We start from the raw sequence: 15,909 nt of genomic DNA, 5'->3' as shown, positions 1-15,909 counted from the left end.
AGCGGCCGGAGGCATCCGCCCGCACCCGCTCCGGCACTACGCTCGAGGGACCGGAACAGCGAGCCACGACGGACGGGAGACAGACGGTGCCGGTGGAAGTCACCTGGTGGGGTCATGCCACCTGCACGATCGAGGACTCCGGAGTCCGCGTCCTGACCGACCCCCTCTTCGTACGCCGCTTCGCGCATCTGCGCCGTCGCCGGGGTGCGCTGCCGGGCCCCGAGGCCGCCGTCGCGGATGTCGTCCTCGTCTCCCATCTGCACTCCGACCACCTGCATCTGCCGTCGCTGGCCCGTCTCGCCCCCGGTACCCGGCTGATCGTGCCGGTGGGCGCCGTCCGTTCCGTACCGGGGCTGCGGATGCTGCGCAGCGTGCGCGGGCTGCGGATCACCGAGGTGGCGGCGGGTGATGAGGTGCGCGTCGGTGAGCTTCTGGTACGGGCCGTCCCCGCGCAGCACGACGGCCGGCGGCTCCCGGTGGGCCCGCACCGCTCCCCCGCCCTGGGCTATGTCGTCGAGGGCGAGGCCCGCACCTACTTCGCCGGGGACACCGGGCTGTTCGACCACATGGCGGAGGCGGTCGGCCCGGTGGATGTGGCGCTGCTGCCGGTCGGCGGCTGGGGCCCGTATCTCGGCCACACTCACCTGGACGCGGGCCGGGCCGCGCAGGCGCTGGCCCGGCTGGCGCCGCGCTCGGCCGTGCCGGTGCACTACGGCACGTACTGGCCGATCGGAATGGACGGGGTCCGGCCGCACGAGTTCCACTCACCGGGTGACGAGTTCGTCCGGCAGGCGGCGCTGCTGGCGCCGGACGTGGCGGTGCACCGGCTGACTCACGGCGAGCATGTGCGGCCGGAGGCCGCCAGGTGATCCCGGAGGTCGTGGGGCAACTGCCCCCTGAGTCGACGCAGCAGGCCGTCGGCTATCCGTCCCTGTTCCTGCTGGTGGCGCTGGGTGCACTGGTGCCGGTGGTGCCGACGGGGGCGCTGGTGAGTTCGGCGGCCGTGGTGGCGTTCCACCAGGCGGACCCGTTCGCGCTGCTGGTGGTGTTCGCAGTGGCGTCGGCGGCGGCGTTCCTCGGGGACATCTGTCTGTACTGGCTGGGGCAGCGCGGGGTGCGGTCGAAGAACGGCTCGAAGTGGCTGCGGACGATCAGGGACCGGGCGGCGCCGGAGCAGCTTGCGCAGGCGCAGCAGAAGCTGGACGAGCACGGTGCGGTGGTGCTGGTGCTGTCACGGCTGGTGCCGGCCGGGCGAATTCCGGTGATGCTGGCATGTCTGCTGGGGCGCATGCCGCTGCGGAGGTTCGCGCGTGGGGACATACCGGCCTGTCTGGCCTGGGCGGCGACCTATCAGCTGATCGGCATCATGGGCGGTTCGCTGTTCCCGAAGCCGTGGCAGGGGGTGGTCGCGGCGGTCGGTCTGACGCTGCTGATCAGTGCTTCTCCTGCGGTGTGGCGCAGGATGCGGGCCCGGTTCAGCCACTGACGCCCCGGGGCGCCCGGGGGGTGTGCGGGGTGCGGTGCTTCTGCGGGGTGCGGGGTGTCTGCGGGGCATGGGTCCCGTCCAGCAGCCGGGAGCCACCGATCGGCAGGTCCCACAGGTGTTCGCGCGGATGTCCGGCGCGCTGCCAGGCGGTACGGAGCCGGGTGAGCGGCTCGAGTACGGGCTCCGCAGAGAGCAGGAACGTAGCCCAGTGCATCGGCGCCATCGCGCGGGCGCCGAGATCCTCGTACGCCTGGACGGCCTCTTCCGGGTCGGTGTGCACGTCGCCGAGCCACCAGCGCGGTTCGTAGGCCCCGATCGGCAGCAGGGCCAGATCGATCCCGGGGTGGCGGCGACCGATCTCCGTGAACCAGTGCCCGTAGCCGCTGTCCCCGGCGAAGTAGACCCGCGGCCCGTCGCCGCCATCGATGGCGTGGACGACCCAGCCGCCCCACAGGGAGCGGCAGGTGTCGGTGAGGGTCCGCTTGGACCAGTGGTGGGAGGGCACGAAGTCGAAGCGGACGCCGCGCAGAACCGCCGATTCCCACCAGTCGAGCTCGGTGACGCAGGAGAAGCCGCGGCGACGGCACCACCGGCCGAGCCCGGCGGGGACGAACAGCGGAGTGTCGCGCGGCAGCCTGCGCAGGGTGGGGGCGTCGAGATGGTCGTAGTGGTTGTGGCTGATGACGACCGCGTCGGCGGGCGGCAGGTCCTCCCAGCGGACGCCGACGGGCGTGATCCTGGCGGGTGTGCCGAGGATGCGGCGGGACCAGACGGGGTCGGTGAGGATGGTCAGCCCGCCGGTGCGGATGATCCAGCTGGCATGCCCGGCCCAGGTGACGGAGGTCGTGCCCGCGTCGGTGGCGGGCAGCGGTTCGGGGGCGTACGGCAGCCGGTGGATGCCGCGCAGCCCCTCCGCGTTGGGCCGCATCGCGCGCTCGCGGGCCAGCCTGGGCATGCCCCTGACACCCGGGAGCGGGGCGGTGAGCCGGTCGGCGAAGCCGGCGGGCCAGACCCGCACCTCACCGAGGGGGCGCGGCGAGACGATCTCGCCGCGGGGCGCCGAAGGCGCGGCCCCGACATCGGAGCGCTCGGTCTGTTCCGTCATCGAAGTACTCCCGTCCCGGAAGGCGTCGTCGGTACGTCAGCGCTCACGTATGCCAGTGCGTCGTCGGCACATCGGCACGTACGTCATCGGAGTTCGATTCGTCATCGGAGTTCGTCGAGGGCTGTTCCGAAAATGCTCAGCGCTCGGGCGACATGCGGCAATTTCAGGGGCTCCACCGCAGTGAGGGACTCCATCTGCTGCTCCGGGGTTGACCCGAGCAGCGGTCCGGTGCCCAGCCGCACCCTCAGCGCGCCCAGTTCGTCCCCGAAGCGGTGGCCGCCGGGGGTAGGCGCGCCGAGGCGGTCGGTGAGGTACTCCTCCAGTTCCAGCGAGTCCGTGACGCCGCGGGTGGCCAGCCGGGCCCGGAGCGGCCCCAGGTCGGCGTAGAGATGGCGGCCCGCCTGCGGGGGCCGGGCCAGCGCGCCCGCGGCGAGCACCGCCCGGTGGGCCGCCGCGGCGACCTGCGCCTGCAGCGCGGCGGCCCGGCGGACCCGGGCTGTGACGGCCTCCGGTTCGTTCAGCGCGTGGGCGGCCGCGGCGGCGACCGGGCCCGCGACGAGGGCGCCCAGGGCGGTGAGGATGTCGAGGGTACGGGCGTGCCGCACCGCCGCCCGTTCGGTGTCGGGAAATCTGGCGACCGCGACCGGCCAGGCGGACGGGGTCAGCGCCCCGGCCAGATCGCAGACGACGGTGACGTCGTCGGGGCACATCTCGGCCGGGCTGAGCAGGACCGTGTCGTGGGGGCGGTGGAGGGTGTCGCGCCAGGTCTCGTCGCTGACGATGTGCATCCCCTCGGCGACGGCTGCCTCGCACGCCTCGCGGACGAGTTCCGGTGGGGCGACGGTGGCGGTCGGGTCGTCGACGACGGAGATCAGCAGCAGCCGGGGTCGGCCGCCTTCGGCACGCACCCTTCGTACGGTCTCCAGCAGCGCGTACGGGTCGGGCACGCCGCCGCACTCGGCCGGGGTCGGCACATGGTAGGCGGGCCGGCCGAGCAGCCGGGCCTGCGGGATCCAGGTGGCGGGACAGGGGCGCGGCGTGAGGACATCGCCTCCGTGCGCGGCGATCAGGGCGAGCAGCAGCGGCGAGGCGCCGGGGGCGGCGGCGACGCACTCCGGTCCGCCGCGCAGCCCGCGCCGGGTCCAGTAGGCGGCGGCCGCCTCGCGCAGGGGTTCGCCGCCACCGGTTGGTTCGGGCTCGCTGCGCCCGGCTGCCGCGGCGACCACACCGGCCAGCTCGGGCAGCACGGGCAGCCCCGGATCGGGGGCGGGCGGCCCGTAGCGTACGGGCCCCCGATCCTCCCGAGGGGTCCACGGGGCACGCGCGGCGTCCCCTCCCGGCCCGGCCCGCTCGGTCCGCTCCCGCGCCATCCCGGGTCTCCTTCACTGCCGCTCCGTCACCCTGTCCGGCTCCGGCTCGCCCTGCCTTGTGCCGTCTCGCTCCCAGGGCCCTTTATACGGAGGTTTGAGCGACACCGCCCGCCCGGCAGAGTCGCCGGTGCGCCGCCCCGGGGGCACGGCCGGACCGTCCGAGCAGGAGTTCGACCTCGGCGGGGAACCGAACCCGGACCCGGTCCGATACCCCGCCGACACGCCGATGGGACCCGTTTACGGCCTCGTTGTCAGACCCGCCGGCCGAGGAGTGCGAGCAGCTGGGTCTGCGGGTCGGCGTCCTTCTCGGTCCTGACGGCCGGGGCGAACAGACCGGTCTGCGAAAGCCCCTTCGCATACGGTCCGACCTCGCGCCGCGTGAACGCGACCAGATCTTCCGGCAGCCGCTCGTCGGCACCGATCGCCCGGGCCAGGTCCCAGGAGTGCACCACCGCGTCGCTCACCATCTGCGCACAGTACGCGTCGGCGGCGGTGTCCCCGTACGACAGGTTCACGGTCCGCCTGAACACACCCGGTGCCGCGAACGCCTTGCGCGCCCCTGCCGCCGCACGGTCCCAGACGGCAACGGGGTCGTCGCCCAGCACATCGCCGTCGTAGGCGTCACCGACCTCGGCGACCGTACGACCTTCCGTGACCAGCGGCGGGACCCACAGCTGCTCGGACGTGAGATGGGCGACCAGATCACGGACGGACCACGCGGTGCACGGCGTCGGCGCGGACCACTGGTCGTCGCGCACGGCGTGCACCCGGTCCGTGAAGAGCTGGAGCGCCTCGCAGTGGCGGTCGAGCAGATCGCGGTCGGAAGAGGAGTGAGATGACATGGAACCACTGTCTCCGTCCGGAGAGCCGCGCGCGAGCGCGCCTGCTGACCGTCTCCTGTCCGATGCCCGTGTGAGCCATCGCCCGCAGTTCCAGATATCAAGACAGGTATCTCACCATCCGACATCCCGGCGTACGGTTGGCGCATCGCTCAGCGCTTCGCATCACGCTCCGGGAAAGGACGCACAGCCATGCCGAAGGAGACCGCCGTCTACACCCACGGCCACCACGAATCGGTGCTGCGCTCGCACCGCTGGCGCACTGCCGCCAACTCGGCGGCCTATCTGATCGGCGAACTCCGGCCCGGCATGGCTGTGCTGGACGTCGGCTGCGGTCCCGGCACCATCACCGCGGATCTGGCGGCACTGGTCGCCCCCGGCAGGGTGACCGCCGTCGACACCGACCGCGAGATCCTGGACCAGGCCGCCGAGGTCGCCGCCGAACGCGGCCTGGACAACGTCGAGTTCACTACCGCCGATGTGCACTCCCTGGACTTCCCCGACGACTCCTTCGATGTGGTGCACGCCCACCAGGTGCTGCAGCACGTGGGCGACCCGGTCCAGGCACTGCGCGAGATGAGGCGGGTCTGCCGTCCCGGCGGCATCGTCGCGGCCCGCGACAGCGACTACGCGGCGATGACCTGGTACCCGGACATGCCCGTCATGGACGCGTGGCAGGAGCTGTACGGACGAGTCGCCCGCGCCAACGGCGGCGAGCCGGACGCGGGCCGGCGACTGCTCTCCTGGGCCCGGCAGGCCGGCTTCACCGACATCACCCCGTCGGCCGCCACCTGGTGTTACGCCACGCCGGAGAACCGCGCCTGGTGGAGCGGCCTGTGGGCGGACCGCACGGTCGGCTCGGTGTACGCGAAGCTGGCCGTGGACGGCGGCCACGCGACCTCCGAGCAGCTGACCGACATCGCGGCGGCCTGGCGCACCTGGGGCGAGCAGGACGACGCGTGGTTCATGGTCCCGCACGGCGAGGTGCTCTGCCGCGCCTGACACCGCCGAGGTCCGGCAGGTGGAATCGATCACATGGGCCAGACCCGCCAACTACCCTGTTCCACATGGAAATTCTGGGAACCACGCTGCGTATCTGCGTCGATGACCTGGAGGCCGCGGTGGCCTTCTACGAGGACCTCACGGCCAGTTCGGCGCTGCGCTTCGAGCGCGGCGGGGTCTCGGTCGCCGCGATCAGCTGCTTTCTCCTGATGAGCGGCCCCGAGTCGGAGCTCGAGGTCCTGCGCAAGGTGACAGCGACGATCGCGGTGAAGAATGTCGACGACGCCCACGAGGCCCTCGTCCGGGTCGGCGCCCGGATCGTCGCGGGCCCGGTGCCGACTCCGGTCGGCCGGAACCTGATCGCCGTCCATCCGGACGGCTCGGTCTTCGAGTACGTCGACCGGAACCTGCCTGTCTGACCCGGCGGGTTCCGGTCGCGGCGCCCCCTACTGCGCCTCCATGCCCACGTGCGTCAGCACGGCGTCCGCCAGTTGGCGCGTGGGCCGCTCGCCGTCCAGGAGCACCGTCCCGGCCCGCAGCGTGTCGACCGCGGCCACGCACTGCGCGATCTGCGCCTTGCACCACCGCCGGGCGGCCTCGTCGCGTACGGGGTCGTCCGGCGCGACGACCCGGGCATCGAGCCGTTGCTCCAGGACATCGGCGGGCACCTCGAGGAAGAAGTGATGGACTCTCACTCCAGCTGCTTCCAGGGCTCCGAAGATCTCGTCCGCGTACTGCGGATCGACGACGGTCATCGGGGCCAGGACGGGCCGCCCGTACTCCTCGACCAGCCCGATGGCCATCGAGGCGACCTGCCTTCGCCACAGCGGCAGGTGCTGGAAGTTGCCCTTCGGCACCTCCACGATGCCCCGCAGGACGTAACCGATCTGCTCGGGGTCGTAGACGAGGGCCTCGGGCCACCGCCGGTGCAGTTCGGCCACGAGTGTGGTCTTGCCGCTGCCGAACGCCCCGTTCACCCAGACGATCACGCGCCGCTCCTCGACTCGTCCGGTCAACTCTTCGGCCGCATCCGGTAGTTGTACACATCAGGCAGTGGCTCGTCGGTGAGCGCGGACCATACCTCGTCCAGGATCTCCGCCCCCTCCCGCAGGTCCGCGACCTCGAAGCCCTCGTCGAAGACGGCACGGGCGGCAGCGCGGTCTCCCTCGGCCAGCAGGAGTCGGGCCTCCAGCAGGCGGAACCGGCCGAGCTGCTGGATCGCGGGCCGCAGGCCGGTCCAGACCGTCCGGGCGACCTCGGTCCGCCCGGCCGCCAGCAGCGCCTCGATCGCCTCGCGGCCGAGAGCGGTGGTGGCTGCCGTCCAGTCATCGCCGTCGTCCCGGGCCTCCGCGCACAGGTCACCGAACGCCTCGGTGTAGAGGTCGGCTGCCCGGTCGCGCTGGCCGCCCTCCTGGGCGGCGACGGCCAGGCAGCGCAGCAGCGGCCAGCGGGACGGAGCGAGGGTGAGGCCGCGTTCCCAGCTGCGGACCGCCTGGGCGCGGTCGCCCGCGTGCCACTGGGCGACGCCGAGGTGGTACTCGGTGAGGGGTTCGGCCGCTGCCGTCTCCAGCATGTCGCGCCAGTGCGCGGAAACCAGCGACGGTCCTGGCGGCGCCACGCGGCGCGGTTCGGGAAAGCCGCCCCGGTCGAGCAGGTGCAGCCAGGGCGCCTGCTGCTCGCCCAGGGTGGACTCGGCGAACGGCGTGCCGGGGAGCTTGAATCCGGCGCGCCGGACTTCGAGGGCGCCCCAGCCGGAGCCGGTGGCGAGGCTCTCACCGGGATCTGTGTCGGCGTACGGGCGCCAGGCCGCGTACGCGGCATCGACGTCGGCCCGCGGCAGCGCCTCGGCCAGCCGTTGTTCGGTCTCGGCGCGGGCTGCGGTCCAGTCGTCGCCGTGCGCGACCCGGGGGTCCGCGGACAGCGGGCCGTAGGACTCCAGCCAGCTGAACTCGGCGCCGGGTTCGAGCGGGATGTGCTCCAACTGGGTGCGGGCCAGTCCGGCCTGGATCTCCGCGTAGCCGACGGTGCCGGGTTCGGTGAGCCACTGCTGCCAGCGGCGTCCGCCGGGCCCCTTGCCCCAGACGAAGAGTTTGCGGCCGCGCAGCAGGTCGGTGGAGGTCTGGACGAGGCCCTGGCCCTCGGTGTCGAGGGAGGCGATCCAGCGGCGGGCGCCGTCGGGCACTTCGTAGAAGTAGTCGGCGGGGAAGTCGCTGAGCAGCGGGTACGTACGGTCGACGGAATCGGTCTCCGGGACGGGAACCCGGGTCAGTGTCCGTTCGTAACCGAAGTGCCAGGCCTCGTCGGCAGGGGCCAGGATCCGGGTGCGTTCGCCTTCCGGGACGGCGATGTTGGACCACCAGTAGACGGGCGCGGTGTGCTCGTGCGGATTGCGTATCCGTACGCCGACATGGAGGAAGTCGGAGTCCTCCGGCAACCACAGATCCACCTGGAACGGGAGGTCGCGCAGTCGCTCCCACTCCCAGAGCCGGACCATCTCGCCGCCGTCGGGGGCAGCGACACGCGCGGCATGCACGGGGGCGCAGGACAGCGTGGTGTGACCCGTGGCGCCGATGTTCCACTCGATGCCGCCGGAGAACCAGGCGCCGTTGAGCGCGAAGTCGGCGGGCTGCAGGACGGGGTTGGTGTAGAGCAGTTCGCGGCCGGTCGGCTTGTGGTGGAGGGAATGGATCCGGCCGCCGAGCCCGGGCAGGACGGTGGCCCGCAGCCGGTCGTTCTCGATGATGATCGCGTCCAGACCGGTGGGCGTGCGCTCGCGCCCGTACCCGTCGAGGATGCGGACCGGCAGGACGGTGCCCAGCGGCTCATAACCGATCTGCCGTGCCATGTCACGCGGTAGTCCTGCGCGGGCCCGGTCGTCGACGACATGCATCTCGTCGAGCGGCCGCAGGGCCGGCAGCGGGTTCTCCGGGCCCAGCGGTGCGGCGGGCAGAGTCAGTACGGCACGTCGTACGGTCGTGGCCAAGGCAACCTCGCTCCCTCGCGCGGGCCGCCGCAGGTCCGGGCGCCCCCCGATGACCATGGAACACGCTGGAAGCCGCCCCGACCAGGGGCGCAGCCGTCAGACTTCGGCAAAAGCCGCCACCAGCAGGTCGGCGAGCAGTGCTCCGGCGGTGCCGTCGGGGTCGAGATCGGGGCCGCACACCGTGACAGAGAGGCCGACACAGCGCGGCGAGCGGACGACGCCGCCCTCCAGCGCCCCGAGCCTCTGCACGATCCGCTGCTCGCGCAGTTCACCGGCCGGCTGCGAGCAGCCGGGGACGGTGCCGGGAGCGGGCGGCCGCAGCCCGAGGTTGCAGGGGGCGTCGACGACGGCAATATTCCGCATGCCGTTCGTCCTCGCCGTCATAGCCTTGGTCCCCCAACGACTCATGCGATGAAGGCGGCAGGACAGGATGGGCACCCAGCACACCTACCGAGTGATCGTGCGCGGCACCTTTGACGGCCTCACGGACGAGGCACGCGCCCGACTGCTGGCCGAGGTCGAGCAGCACGGCCTGGCGGCGATGCAGTTCACCGAGGAGGGTTCACTCACCTACGACGCGGTGCTCAAGCACTTCAGCTTCCGGTACGTGGTCGTGTCGGACGCCGAGGACGGCGAGGAGATGGCGTCGGCGATCGCCGAGGACCGGGCGGAGACGGCGCTGAAGGAGTACGGCTACGGCTTCCGTGAACTGCGCTCCACCGCCACGGACATGGACACCATGAAGATCAATTACAAGGGGCGGCGCACGGCGGGCTCGGCGTGACGCCGCATCGAGAGCCGCCGGACGGGCTCTGATGACGAGGGGCGCCGCCGCTCGGGCGGCGCCCCTGCGGGTCAGCCCACGGGCAGGGTCAGGGCAGCGGTGTGGAGCTTGCCGCCGGTCCGGAACTGCAGGAACAGCCGCCAGTTGCCCGAGGTGGGCAGTTCGGCGTGGAAAGCCAGGTCGGGGCCACCGTGGTCACCGTTCACCTTGGTGGTCGGGTGAAGGTGGGCGAATGCGGCGTCGCCCTCGTGGAAGGCGGTCAGGTGGGCGTAGGTGTCCAGGTAGGGCTGCAAATCGGTGACCGGCTCGCCGTCCTTGGACACGGTGACGGTCAACGGGTGCGCCATGCCGGCCATCGGCTCGCCCTTGACGGTGACGGTGTACCCGTCGACCTCGGCGCTGCCGGCCCCGGCGGGCAGCGGGGTCTTCGCGGTCGTCCCGGGGACGGTGACGCTGCGGCTCAGGACGAAGTCCTTGCCCTTCCCTGCGCCGGTGTCCGGGGTGAAGGAGGCGAACATGCGCCAGGAGCCGGGGGCGAGGGCGGTGAGGTCGGCGGTCCAGGTGCCGTCGGCGGCCATGACCGGGTGGATGTGCTGGAAGCCGGTCAGGTCCGAGCGGATGGCGTAGAAGTGCATCCGCTTGGTCTGGTCGACGGCGAAGTCGGTGACCGGCTTGCCGTCCGGGCCGTTGACCGTGAACCGGTACGCGGCCCGCTTGCCGGAGGGCAGGGTCGCGTCGTGGGGGGTGAGGCGGTAGCCGTCCTTGTTGTCGGACAGGCCGTTGTCGGCGGCCATGTGGTCCATGCCGGGCATGTCACTCATCGAAGGCGACGCGCTGCGCGAAGAGGAATCCGAGGCTTTCGCGCCGTGGTTCATCCCCGGCATGGCCGAGGAGTCGTCGGAGGAGCCGCACGCGGCCAGGGTCAGCGCGAGGGCCGCTGCGGTGCCGGCTGCCGCGACGGCGCGGCGACGCGTGGTGAATCGGGAAGAGGCGAACATGAGAGGGAGTCTTTCCGGGTGGGCGCACCACGCCGGTGGCGCGCGGGAAGGGCAGGACACGGGGCCGGCCCGGTCTTGACCGGGTTCGGCGCGGTGCCTGTCACGTCCGCGCGACGCACACCTGGATAAGGAGATCCCGCCCGCCGGCCGGCGGCCCGCGCCGCCGTGTCCAGCCGGTGGCCGCCCGCAATCCGGCCGGTAGCCATGCGGCCGGCAGTGCGACGGCGGCGTACAGGCCGGCCGTCGGCAGCGGGTTCCGCTTGTGCGCGGGGGTGGAGACGCACTGCACCCCGTGCGTCCCCGCACCGTCCCCGGCCCGGGCGGCCTGAGCACTCTGCGCGGTGGTCGGCAGCGCCGCTGAGGTCATCGTCGGAGCGGCGTGGCCGTCGTGCATGGGTCCGGTGACCGAGGGCATCGCACCGTGGCAGCCCTCGGCGGCGGTGGCCGGCGCGCCGTGCATGAGGAACAGACCGAGCAGGACGGCACAGACCGCGATGAGCCGGGCGCTGCCCCGCTCGCTCGGTTGTCCGATGCCCACTGCCGCTCCTTTCCTCCGCGTTGCTGGGCGCCTGTAGCCGCCGACCCCTTCGACAATACCCCGGCCGGGTACCCGAGGCTCCTCCGCCCGTCGGACGCGGGCGATGAGTGCGTACCGTTCGTCGCCGACTCTGCCCGCCCCACATGATGCCGAGGTCAGGTGGCCCAGTGGTGGGCGAGGACGGCGTGGGGGTCGCCGTGGTCGGCGGTGTGGTCGGTGTGCACGGTGGCGCCGACCAGGCGGGGGACGGCATGGATGAGGGTGTGCTCGGCTGTGACGGCCAGGGCGTGGGCCTGGACCACGGTGAGCTGCGGGTCGACGACGATGTCGGCCTCGGCGCGCAACGCGTGGCCGATCCACCGCATGCGGACCTGCCCGATGTCGCGGACGCCGTCCACGGCGCGCAAGGCGGTTTCGGCGGTGTCGACCAGCGCGGGGTCGACGGAGTCCATCAACCGCCGGTAGACCTCGCGGGCGGCTTGCCTCAGCACCATGAGGATCGCGACGGTGATGAGCAGCCCGACGATCGGGTCGGCGGCCCGCCATCCGAGTGCCGCGCCGCCGGCGCCGAGGAGAACGGCGAGCGAGGTGAAGCCGTCGGTGCGGGCGTGCAGTCCGTCGGCGACGAGGGCGGCGGAGCCGATCCTGCGACCGGTGCGGATGCGGTAGCGGGCCACCCATTCGTTGCCGATGAAGCCGACCACCGCGGCGGCGGCGACCGCCCACAGGTGGGTGATGTCGCGTGGCCTGAGGAGCCGGTCGACCGCCTCGTACGCAGCCAGGGCGGAGGATGCGGCGATGGTGAGCACGATGGCGACGCCGGCCAGATCCTCGGCGCGTCCGTAACCGTAGGTGTAGCGGCGGTTCGCCGCACGGCGGCCCAGGACGAACGCGATGCCCAGCGGGATGGCGGTCAATGCGTCGGCGGCGTTGTGGATGGTGTCGCCCAGCAGCGCGACCGACCCCGACAGCACGACGACGACCGCCTGGATCACCGTGGTCGCCCCCAGGATGCCCAGGGACAGCCACAGGGTGCGCATCCCCTCCCTGGAGGTCTCCATCGCCGAGTCGACCTTGTCGACGACCTCGTGACTGTGCGGCGTGACCACATGGGAGACCTGGTGCCGCACCCGCGACCAGCGCGAGCCGTCGCGCTCGTCGCTCTGCGGGTGCCCGTGGTCGTGCGCGTCCTCGTGACCGTGGTGACCGTGGTCATGCCCGTGCCCGGCACCCGGGCCGTCGTGACCATGGTGATGCTGGTGGCTCACAGCGCGCTCGCTTTCGTCAGGCGGCGGGGTGGACGGAGATCCCACCCGCCTATTATGTGCGTATGAATGCACGCATGCATCTATCAACTGCGCAGAGTTCGCAGCCGCGAGACGTGGGCACTGAGCATTTCCTGGTCGCGGCCGAGGTCCTGGGCCTTCTGGCGGACCGCACCCGTCTGGCACTGCTGCATGTCCTGGCAGCGAATGAAGCGGACGTCACCTCACTGGCGGAGGCCGTAGGAGCGGCCCGGCCCGCGGTCAGCCAGCATCTCGCCCGGTTGCGCATGTCCGGGCTGGTGACGACCCGCAAGGAGGGCCGGCGGGTGATCTACACGCTGCCCGACGGGCATCTGCGACGTGTGGTGGCCGAAGCCCTGGAGCTGGCCGATCACCGGCTGACCGGGCGTGCGCCCCACGCGTGAGACGCACCCGCGGTCAGGGGCTCAGGCCACCGCCGGCGCCGGCGCCGGGACAGCGGTGGCAGGGGCGAGATGGCCGGTGCGGCGCAGTGCGATCAGGGCCGCCGCGCAACCACCGCCCACAGCGGCCAGCGCCGCCCAGGGCAGCCACGGTGTGCCCAGGCGGGCGGCGAGGTCGAACAGGGCTCCCACGCCCAGGTTCCCCGCGGCCACCGCGATCCCGGAGACAGTGCTGTACGCGCCGTAGTACGTGGCGACCAGCCGCTCGCCGGACAGCCGGACCAGGGTGTCCATCTCGAACGGGTACAGCAGCGCCGAGCCGACTGCCAGCAGGCACGCGCACAGCACCAGGCCGGTCGCCCCGCCCCCGGCCGACAGGCCGTCGGCCCGATGGTGGGGGCCGAGCAGCAGAGGCAGGAAGGCCGCACCCATCAGAACGAGGCCGATCGCGATGGCCTTGGGGGCTTCGAAGCGTTTTCCGGCCCAAGCGGTGAGTCGCAGTTGTCCGGCGACGGAGGTCAGGGCCGAGACGGCGAAAATCACGCCCATGGCGGTGCCGCTGTTGTCACCGAAGAGGGTGCGGGCCTGCAGCGGCAGGGCGAGATAGGTCTGGAAAGCCAGGAGGTAGGAGCCGGCCATCGCGGCGGAGAACAGGACGAAGGGCCGATTGGTGGCGATGGTCCGCCAGTCCGCGGCGATACCGTGCAGCCCGCCCGCGCGCTCGGCGTCGGCGGCCGGGCTGCACGGGGGCAGGGCGCGGGCCTGGACGACGGCGAGCAGTGCGAAGAGCGGGTCGTGGCCGCGTTCGGCATCGCGCGTGAGCAGGTCCTGGCCCACCAGTGGGTGGACAACGGGCCCGGCTGGGCCGTGATCCAGCTGGCGACCGCCGAGGAGGTCCTCCGCCTCGAACCCGACCTGTCCATCATCCCGACCGCGATGGTCGGCACGATCGGGGCCCACCCCGAGGGATCCAGGCACCACTTCGAGATGCGCACCTTCGCCCCCGGCGCCGGTGTGCCCGAGGACCCCGCGTGCGGCAGCATGAACGCCGGCGTCGGGCAGTGGCTCACTGCCACCGGCGGCGCACCCTCCTCCTACCGGGTCTCCCAGGGCACGAGGCTGGGGCGGGCCGCCAGCATCGAGATCACCGCCGATCCGGACGGCACCGTCTGGGTGAGCGGCGCCGCCACGGTCTGCATCCGCGGCACCGTCACCCTCTGACCACCCCTCCGCCCGCGCTCACGCAGCAGTTGCCGGAGCGCGGGCAGTTACACGGCGTTCCATGTGCCGGACCACTGGTGTCGTCGGGACCAGGCCGTCATGTGGTGTCGGGGGAGAGCGTCTTCATGGTGACGTAGCTGGTCACCGTGGCCACGCCGGGCAGGGCGGCCAGTTGGTTGGCGTGGAAGTCCTCATAGGCGGGCAGGTCGGCCACCTCGACCTGGAGCAGGTAGTCGAAGTTGCCGGTGATGTGGTGGCAGGCGACCACCTCAGGCAGCCCGGTGATCTCACGCTCGAACGCGACCACGTCCGCGCGGGTGTGCCGCATCAGCCGGACTCCGGCGAACACCCGCAGACTGCGGCCGACCGCGGCGGGATCGATCAGCGCCCGGTAACCGCGGATGACGCCGGCTTCCTCCAGTTGGCGCACGCGCCGCAGGCAGGGTGACGGCGACAGTCCGACCCGGGCGGCGAGCTCGTTGTTGCTGATCCGACCGTTCCGTTCGAGCACGGCCAGAATCGACCGGTCCACCTCGTCCATGGTGGCAGATTATTGCGCTGAGCCGCCGAGTATCACAATCGTGCGCCTATAGTGAGCGCAATTTTCTGCCAAAATTGCCGCGCTTAATCCATTTCTGAGCGTCGGTCGCTCACGCTTCATGGCGTAACCCCAACCGTCCACGGAGGGCAGCCATGCTGGGCAACAGCACCATCACCGTCCACGCCGATCGCGAAATCCATCCCAGTCGTGCCGTGGCACCGCCCATCTACCAGACGGCGACGTTCTGGGCCGAGGACGGCGAGACGTTCGCGCAGGGGGCCGTCGAACCGCGCGGCAAGGATTTCTACACCCGCTTCGGCAATCCCAATCACGCCCAGGTCGCGGCCGTCGTTGCGGAGTTGGAGGGAACCGAAGCGGCCATGGTCACCGCGTCCGGGATGGCTGCGCTCACCACGGCCGTGCTGGCCCTGGTCTCCGCCGGTGACCATGTCATCGGGCAGAAGTCCACCTACGGTGGCACCGCGTCGGTGCTGCAGAACCTGCTGCCGCGCCTGGGCGTGTCCACCACCCTGGTGGACCAGACCGATCCGGAGGCGTTCGAGAAGGCGCTGACCCCCACAACACGCCTGATCCTGGTGGAAACACCGAGCAATCCGCTGCTGCAGATCACCGACCTGCGCGCCGTCGCGGACCTGGCCCGCGCCCACGATGTGCTGACCGTGGCGGACAACACCTTCGCCACGCCACTGAACCAGCGGCCGGCGGAGTTCGGCATCGATCTGGTCATGCACAGCGCGACCAAGTACCTCAACGGGCACTCCGACGTGTCCGCCGGAGTCCTGGCCGGCCCGGCACAGACCCTGAACCGCGTCTGGGACGTCGGCCTGCTCACCGGTGCCACGCTCGGCCCGATCGACGCCTGGCTGCTGCTGCGCGGCATACGCACCCTGCCGCTGCGCGTGCCTCGGCACAACGCCAACGGCCAGGCCCTCGCCGAAGCGCTGCACGACCATCCCGCCGTGAGCCGGGTGCACTACCCCGGCCTGGCGGCCCACCCGCAGCACAGGCTGGCCGCCGACCAGATGAGCGGCTTCGGCGGAGTGCTCGGCATCGAGTTCTCCGGCGGCTTCGAGATGGCGGACGCCTTCCTTGGCCGGCTGCGCTACCCGCGCCGCTCGGCCAGCCTCGGCGGCGTGGAATCCCTGGCCGTGCACCCGGCGTCCATGTGGCGCGGCATGCTCAGCGAAGACCAGATCACCGACGCGGTACCGCGCGGCCTGATCCGCCTGGCCGCAGGCACCGAGGACACCGCCGACCTGGTCGCCGACGCGCTCGCCGCCGCCGACGCCGTACTCGCCGAGGCAACAGACGCCTGAGCGGCCCTTCTGCGCTGC

Annotated in this window: 18 protein-coding genes and 1 pseudogene; 8 read left to right on the top strand and 11 right to left on the bottom strand. The window is 72.0% G+C overall.

The window, feature by feature from the left end; all coding sequences use genetic code 11:
- Window positions 1-86 precede the first annotated feature (86 nt).
- Both AB0N06_RS12740 and AB0N06_RS12735 read left to right on the top strand, forming a co-directional pair.
- Entirely contained in the window at window positions 87-869 is a 783-nt protein-coding gene (locus AB0N06_RS12740; protein ID WP_366134690.1) for an MBL fold metallo-hydrolase, read from the top strand.
- Window positions 866-1,486 carry a VTT domain-containing protein gene (locus AB0N06_RS12735; RefSeq protein WP_366134689.1) on the top strand — a complete coding sequence of 207 codons (621 nt, stop codon included), beginning with the start codon at window positions 866-868 and terminating at the stop codon, window positions 1,484-1,486. Before AB0N06_RS12740 ends, AB0N06_RS12735 begins: the two co-directional genes overlap by 4 nt.
- Here the strand turns inward: AB0N06_RS12735 and AB0N06_RS12730 are convergent.
- The 3 genes from AB0N06_RS12730 to AB0N06_RS12720 form a co-directional block, all read right to left on the bottom strand.
- Window positions 1,476-2,591, bottom strand: coding sequence for an MBL fold metallo-hydrolase (locus AB0N06_RS12730; protein WP_366134688.1), 1,116 nt, complete (start codon window positions 2,589-2,591; stop codon window positions 1,476-1,478). The two genes, AB0N06_RS12735 and AB0N06_RS12730, sit on opposite strands and share 11 nt — an antisense overlap.
- 101 nt (window positions 2,592-2,692) lie before the next feature.
- Entirely contained in the window at window positions 2,693-3,961 is a 1,269-nt protein-coding gene (locus AB0N06_RS12725) for an aminotransferase class I/II-fold pyridoxal phosphate-dependent enzyme (RefSeq protein WP_366134687.1), read from the bottom strand.
- 251 nt (window positions 3,962-4,212) lie between these two features.
- A complete protein-coding gene (locus tag AB0N06_RS12720) occupies window positions 4,213-4,803 on the bottom strand; it encodes a TIGR03086 family metal-binding protein (protein ID WP_366134686.1) in 591 nt (196 codons plus the stop codon).
- A 189-nt stretch (window positions 4,804-4,992) separates the two neighbouring features.
- Here AB0N06_RS12720 and AB0N06_RS12715 point away from each other — a divergent pair, with 189 nt between their 5' ends.
- On the top strand, window positions 4,993-5,802 hold the full coding sequence (locus AB0N06_RS12715; RefSeq protein WP_366134685.1) for a methyltransferase domain-containing protein: 810 nt from the start codon (window positions 4,993-4,995) through the stop codon (window positions 5,800-5,802).
- A 65-nt stretch (window positions 5,803-5,867) separates the two neighbouring features.
- Window positions 5,868-6,221, top strand: a complete 354-nt coding sequence (locus AB0N06_RS12710; RefSeq protein WP_366134684.1) for a VOC family protein — start codon at window positions 5,868-5,870, stop codon at window positions 6,219-6,221.
- Window positions 6,222-6,248: 27 nt separating this feature from the next.
- Here AB0N06_RS12710 and AB0N06_RS12705 read toward each other — a convergent pair whose 3' ends face one another.
- The 3 genes and pseudogenes from AB0N06_RS12705 to AB0N06_RS12695 all read right to left on the bottom strand — a co-directional run.
- The gene (locus tag AB0N06_RS12705) at window positions 6,249-6,791 is read right to left on the bottom strand and encodes an AAA family ATPase (RefSeq protein ID WP_366134683.1); all 543 of its coding nucleotides are present in this window, start codon (window positions 6,789-6,791) and stop codon (window positions 6,249-6,251) included.
- Between the two features lie 23 nt (window positions 6,792-6,814).
- Complete coding sequence (locus tag AB0N06_RS12700) at window positions 6,815-8,785, bottom strand: DUF5107 domain-containing protein (protein WP_366134682.1); 1,971 nt, start codon at window positions 8,783-8,785, stop codon at window positions 6,815-6,817.
- A gap of 201 nt (window positions 8,786-8,986) precedes the next feature.
- Window positions 8,987-9,148: pseudogene (locus AB0N06_RS12695) on the bottom strand (arginase family protein); the annotation flags it as partial.
- A gap of 67 nt (window positions 9,149-9,215) precedes the next feature.
- On the opposite strand from AB0N06_RS12695, the gene AB0N06_RS12690 reads away from it, so the two are divergent.
- Window positions 9,216-9,569: a DUF6204 family protein gene (locus AB0N06_RS12690; RefSeq protein WP_366134681.1), complete on the top strand. Its 354-nt coding sequence runs from the start codon at window positions 9,216-9,218 to the stop codon at window positions 9,567-9,569.
- A 71-nt stretch (window positions 9,570-9,640) separates the two neighbouring features.
- Here AB0N06_RS12690 and AB0N06_RS12685 read toward each other — a convergent pair whose 3' ends face one another.
- The 3 genes from AB0N06_RS12685 to AB0N06_RS12675 all read right to left on the bottom strand — a co-directional run bounded on the left by AB0N06_RS12685 (window position 9,641) and on the right by AB0N06_RS12675 (window position 12,373).
- Window positions 9,641-10,567: a hypothetical protein gene (locus AB0N06_RS12685; RefSeq protein ID WP_366134680.1), complete on the bottom strand. Its 927-nt coding sequence runs from the start codon at window positions 10,565-10,567 to the stop codon at window positions 9,641-9,643.
- Window positions 10,568-10,667: 100 nt separating this feature from the next.
- Window positions 10,668-11,105, bottom strand: coding sequence for a hypothetical protein (locus AB0N06_RS12680; protein WP_366134679.1), 438 nt, complete (start codon window positions 11,103-11,105; stop codon window positions 10,668-10,670).
- A 155-nt stretch (window positions 11,106-11,260) separates the two neighbouring features.
- The gene (locus AB0N06_RS12675) at window positions 11,261-12,373 is read right to left on the bottom strand and encodes a cation diffusion facilitator family transporter (protein ID WP_366134678.1); all 1,113 of its coding nucleotides are present in this window, start codon (window positions 12,371-12,373) and stop codon (window positions 11,261-11,263) included.
- Between the two features lie 62 nt (window positions 12,374-12,435).
- On the opposite strand from AB0N06_RS12675, the gene AB0N06_RS12670 reads away from it, so the two are divergent.
- Complete coding sequence (locus AB0N06_RS12670) at window positions 12,436-12,795, top strand: metalloregulator ArsR/SmtB family transcription factor (RefSeq protein WP_366134677.1); 360 nt, start codon at window positions 12,436-12,438, stop codon at window positions 12,793-12,795.
- Between the two features lie 21 nt (window positions 12,796-12,816).
- Here the strand turns inward: AB0N06_RS12670 and AB0N06_RS12665 are convergent, their stop codons facing one another.
- Window positions 12,817-13,629, bottom strand: coding sequence for a hypothetical protein (locus AB0N06_RS12665; RefSeq protein WP_366134676.1), 813 nt, complete (start codon window positions 13,627-13,629; stop codon window positions 12,817-12,819).
- On the opposite strand from AB0N06_RS12665, the gene AB0N06_RS12660 reads away from it, so the two are divergent.
- On the top strand, window positions 13,588-14,013 hold the full coding sequence (locus tag AB0N06_RS12660) for a PhzF family phenazine biosynthesis protein (RefSeq protein WP_366134675.1): 426 nt from the start codon (window positions 13,588-13,590) through the stop codon (window positions 14,011-14,013). The genes AB0N06_RS12665 and AB0N06_RS12660 overlap by 42 nt on opposite strands.
- A 97-nt stretch (window positions 14,014-14,110) precedes the next feature.
- On the opposite strand, the gene AB0N06_RS12655 is transcribed toward AB0N06_RS12660, so the two are convergent.
- The gene (locus AB0N06_RS12655) at window positions 14,111-14,554 is read right to left on the bottom strand and encodes an Lrp/AsnC family transcriptional regulator (protein ID WP_366134674.1); all 444 of its coding nucleotides are present in this window, start codon (window positions 14,552-14,554) and stop codon (window positions 14,111-14,113) included.
- Window positions 14,555-14,706: 152 nt separating this feature from the next.
- Between AB0N06_RS12655 and AB0N06_RS12650 the strand changes: the two genes are divergently transcribed.
- Complete coding sequence (locus AB0N06_RS12650) at window positions 14,707-15,891, top strand: aminotransferase class I/II-fold pyridoxal phosphate-dependent enzyme (protein ID WP_366134673.1); 1,185 nt, start codon at window positions 14,707-14,709, stop codon at window positions 15,889-15,891.
- Window positions 15,892-15,909 lie beyond the last annotated feature (18 nt).

Source organism: Streptomyces sp. NPDC051020 (assembly GCF_040683105.1).
In the GTDB taxonomy this organism is placed as follows: domain Bacteria; phylum Actinomycetota; class Actinomycetes; order Streptomycetales; family Streptomycetaceae; genus Streptomyces.
The sequence above is the reverse complement of the archived record's forward strand: the minus strand, read 5'-3'. Positions and strand labels throughout refer to the sequence as shown.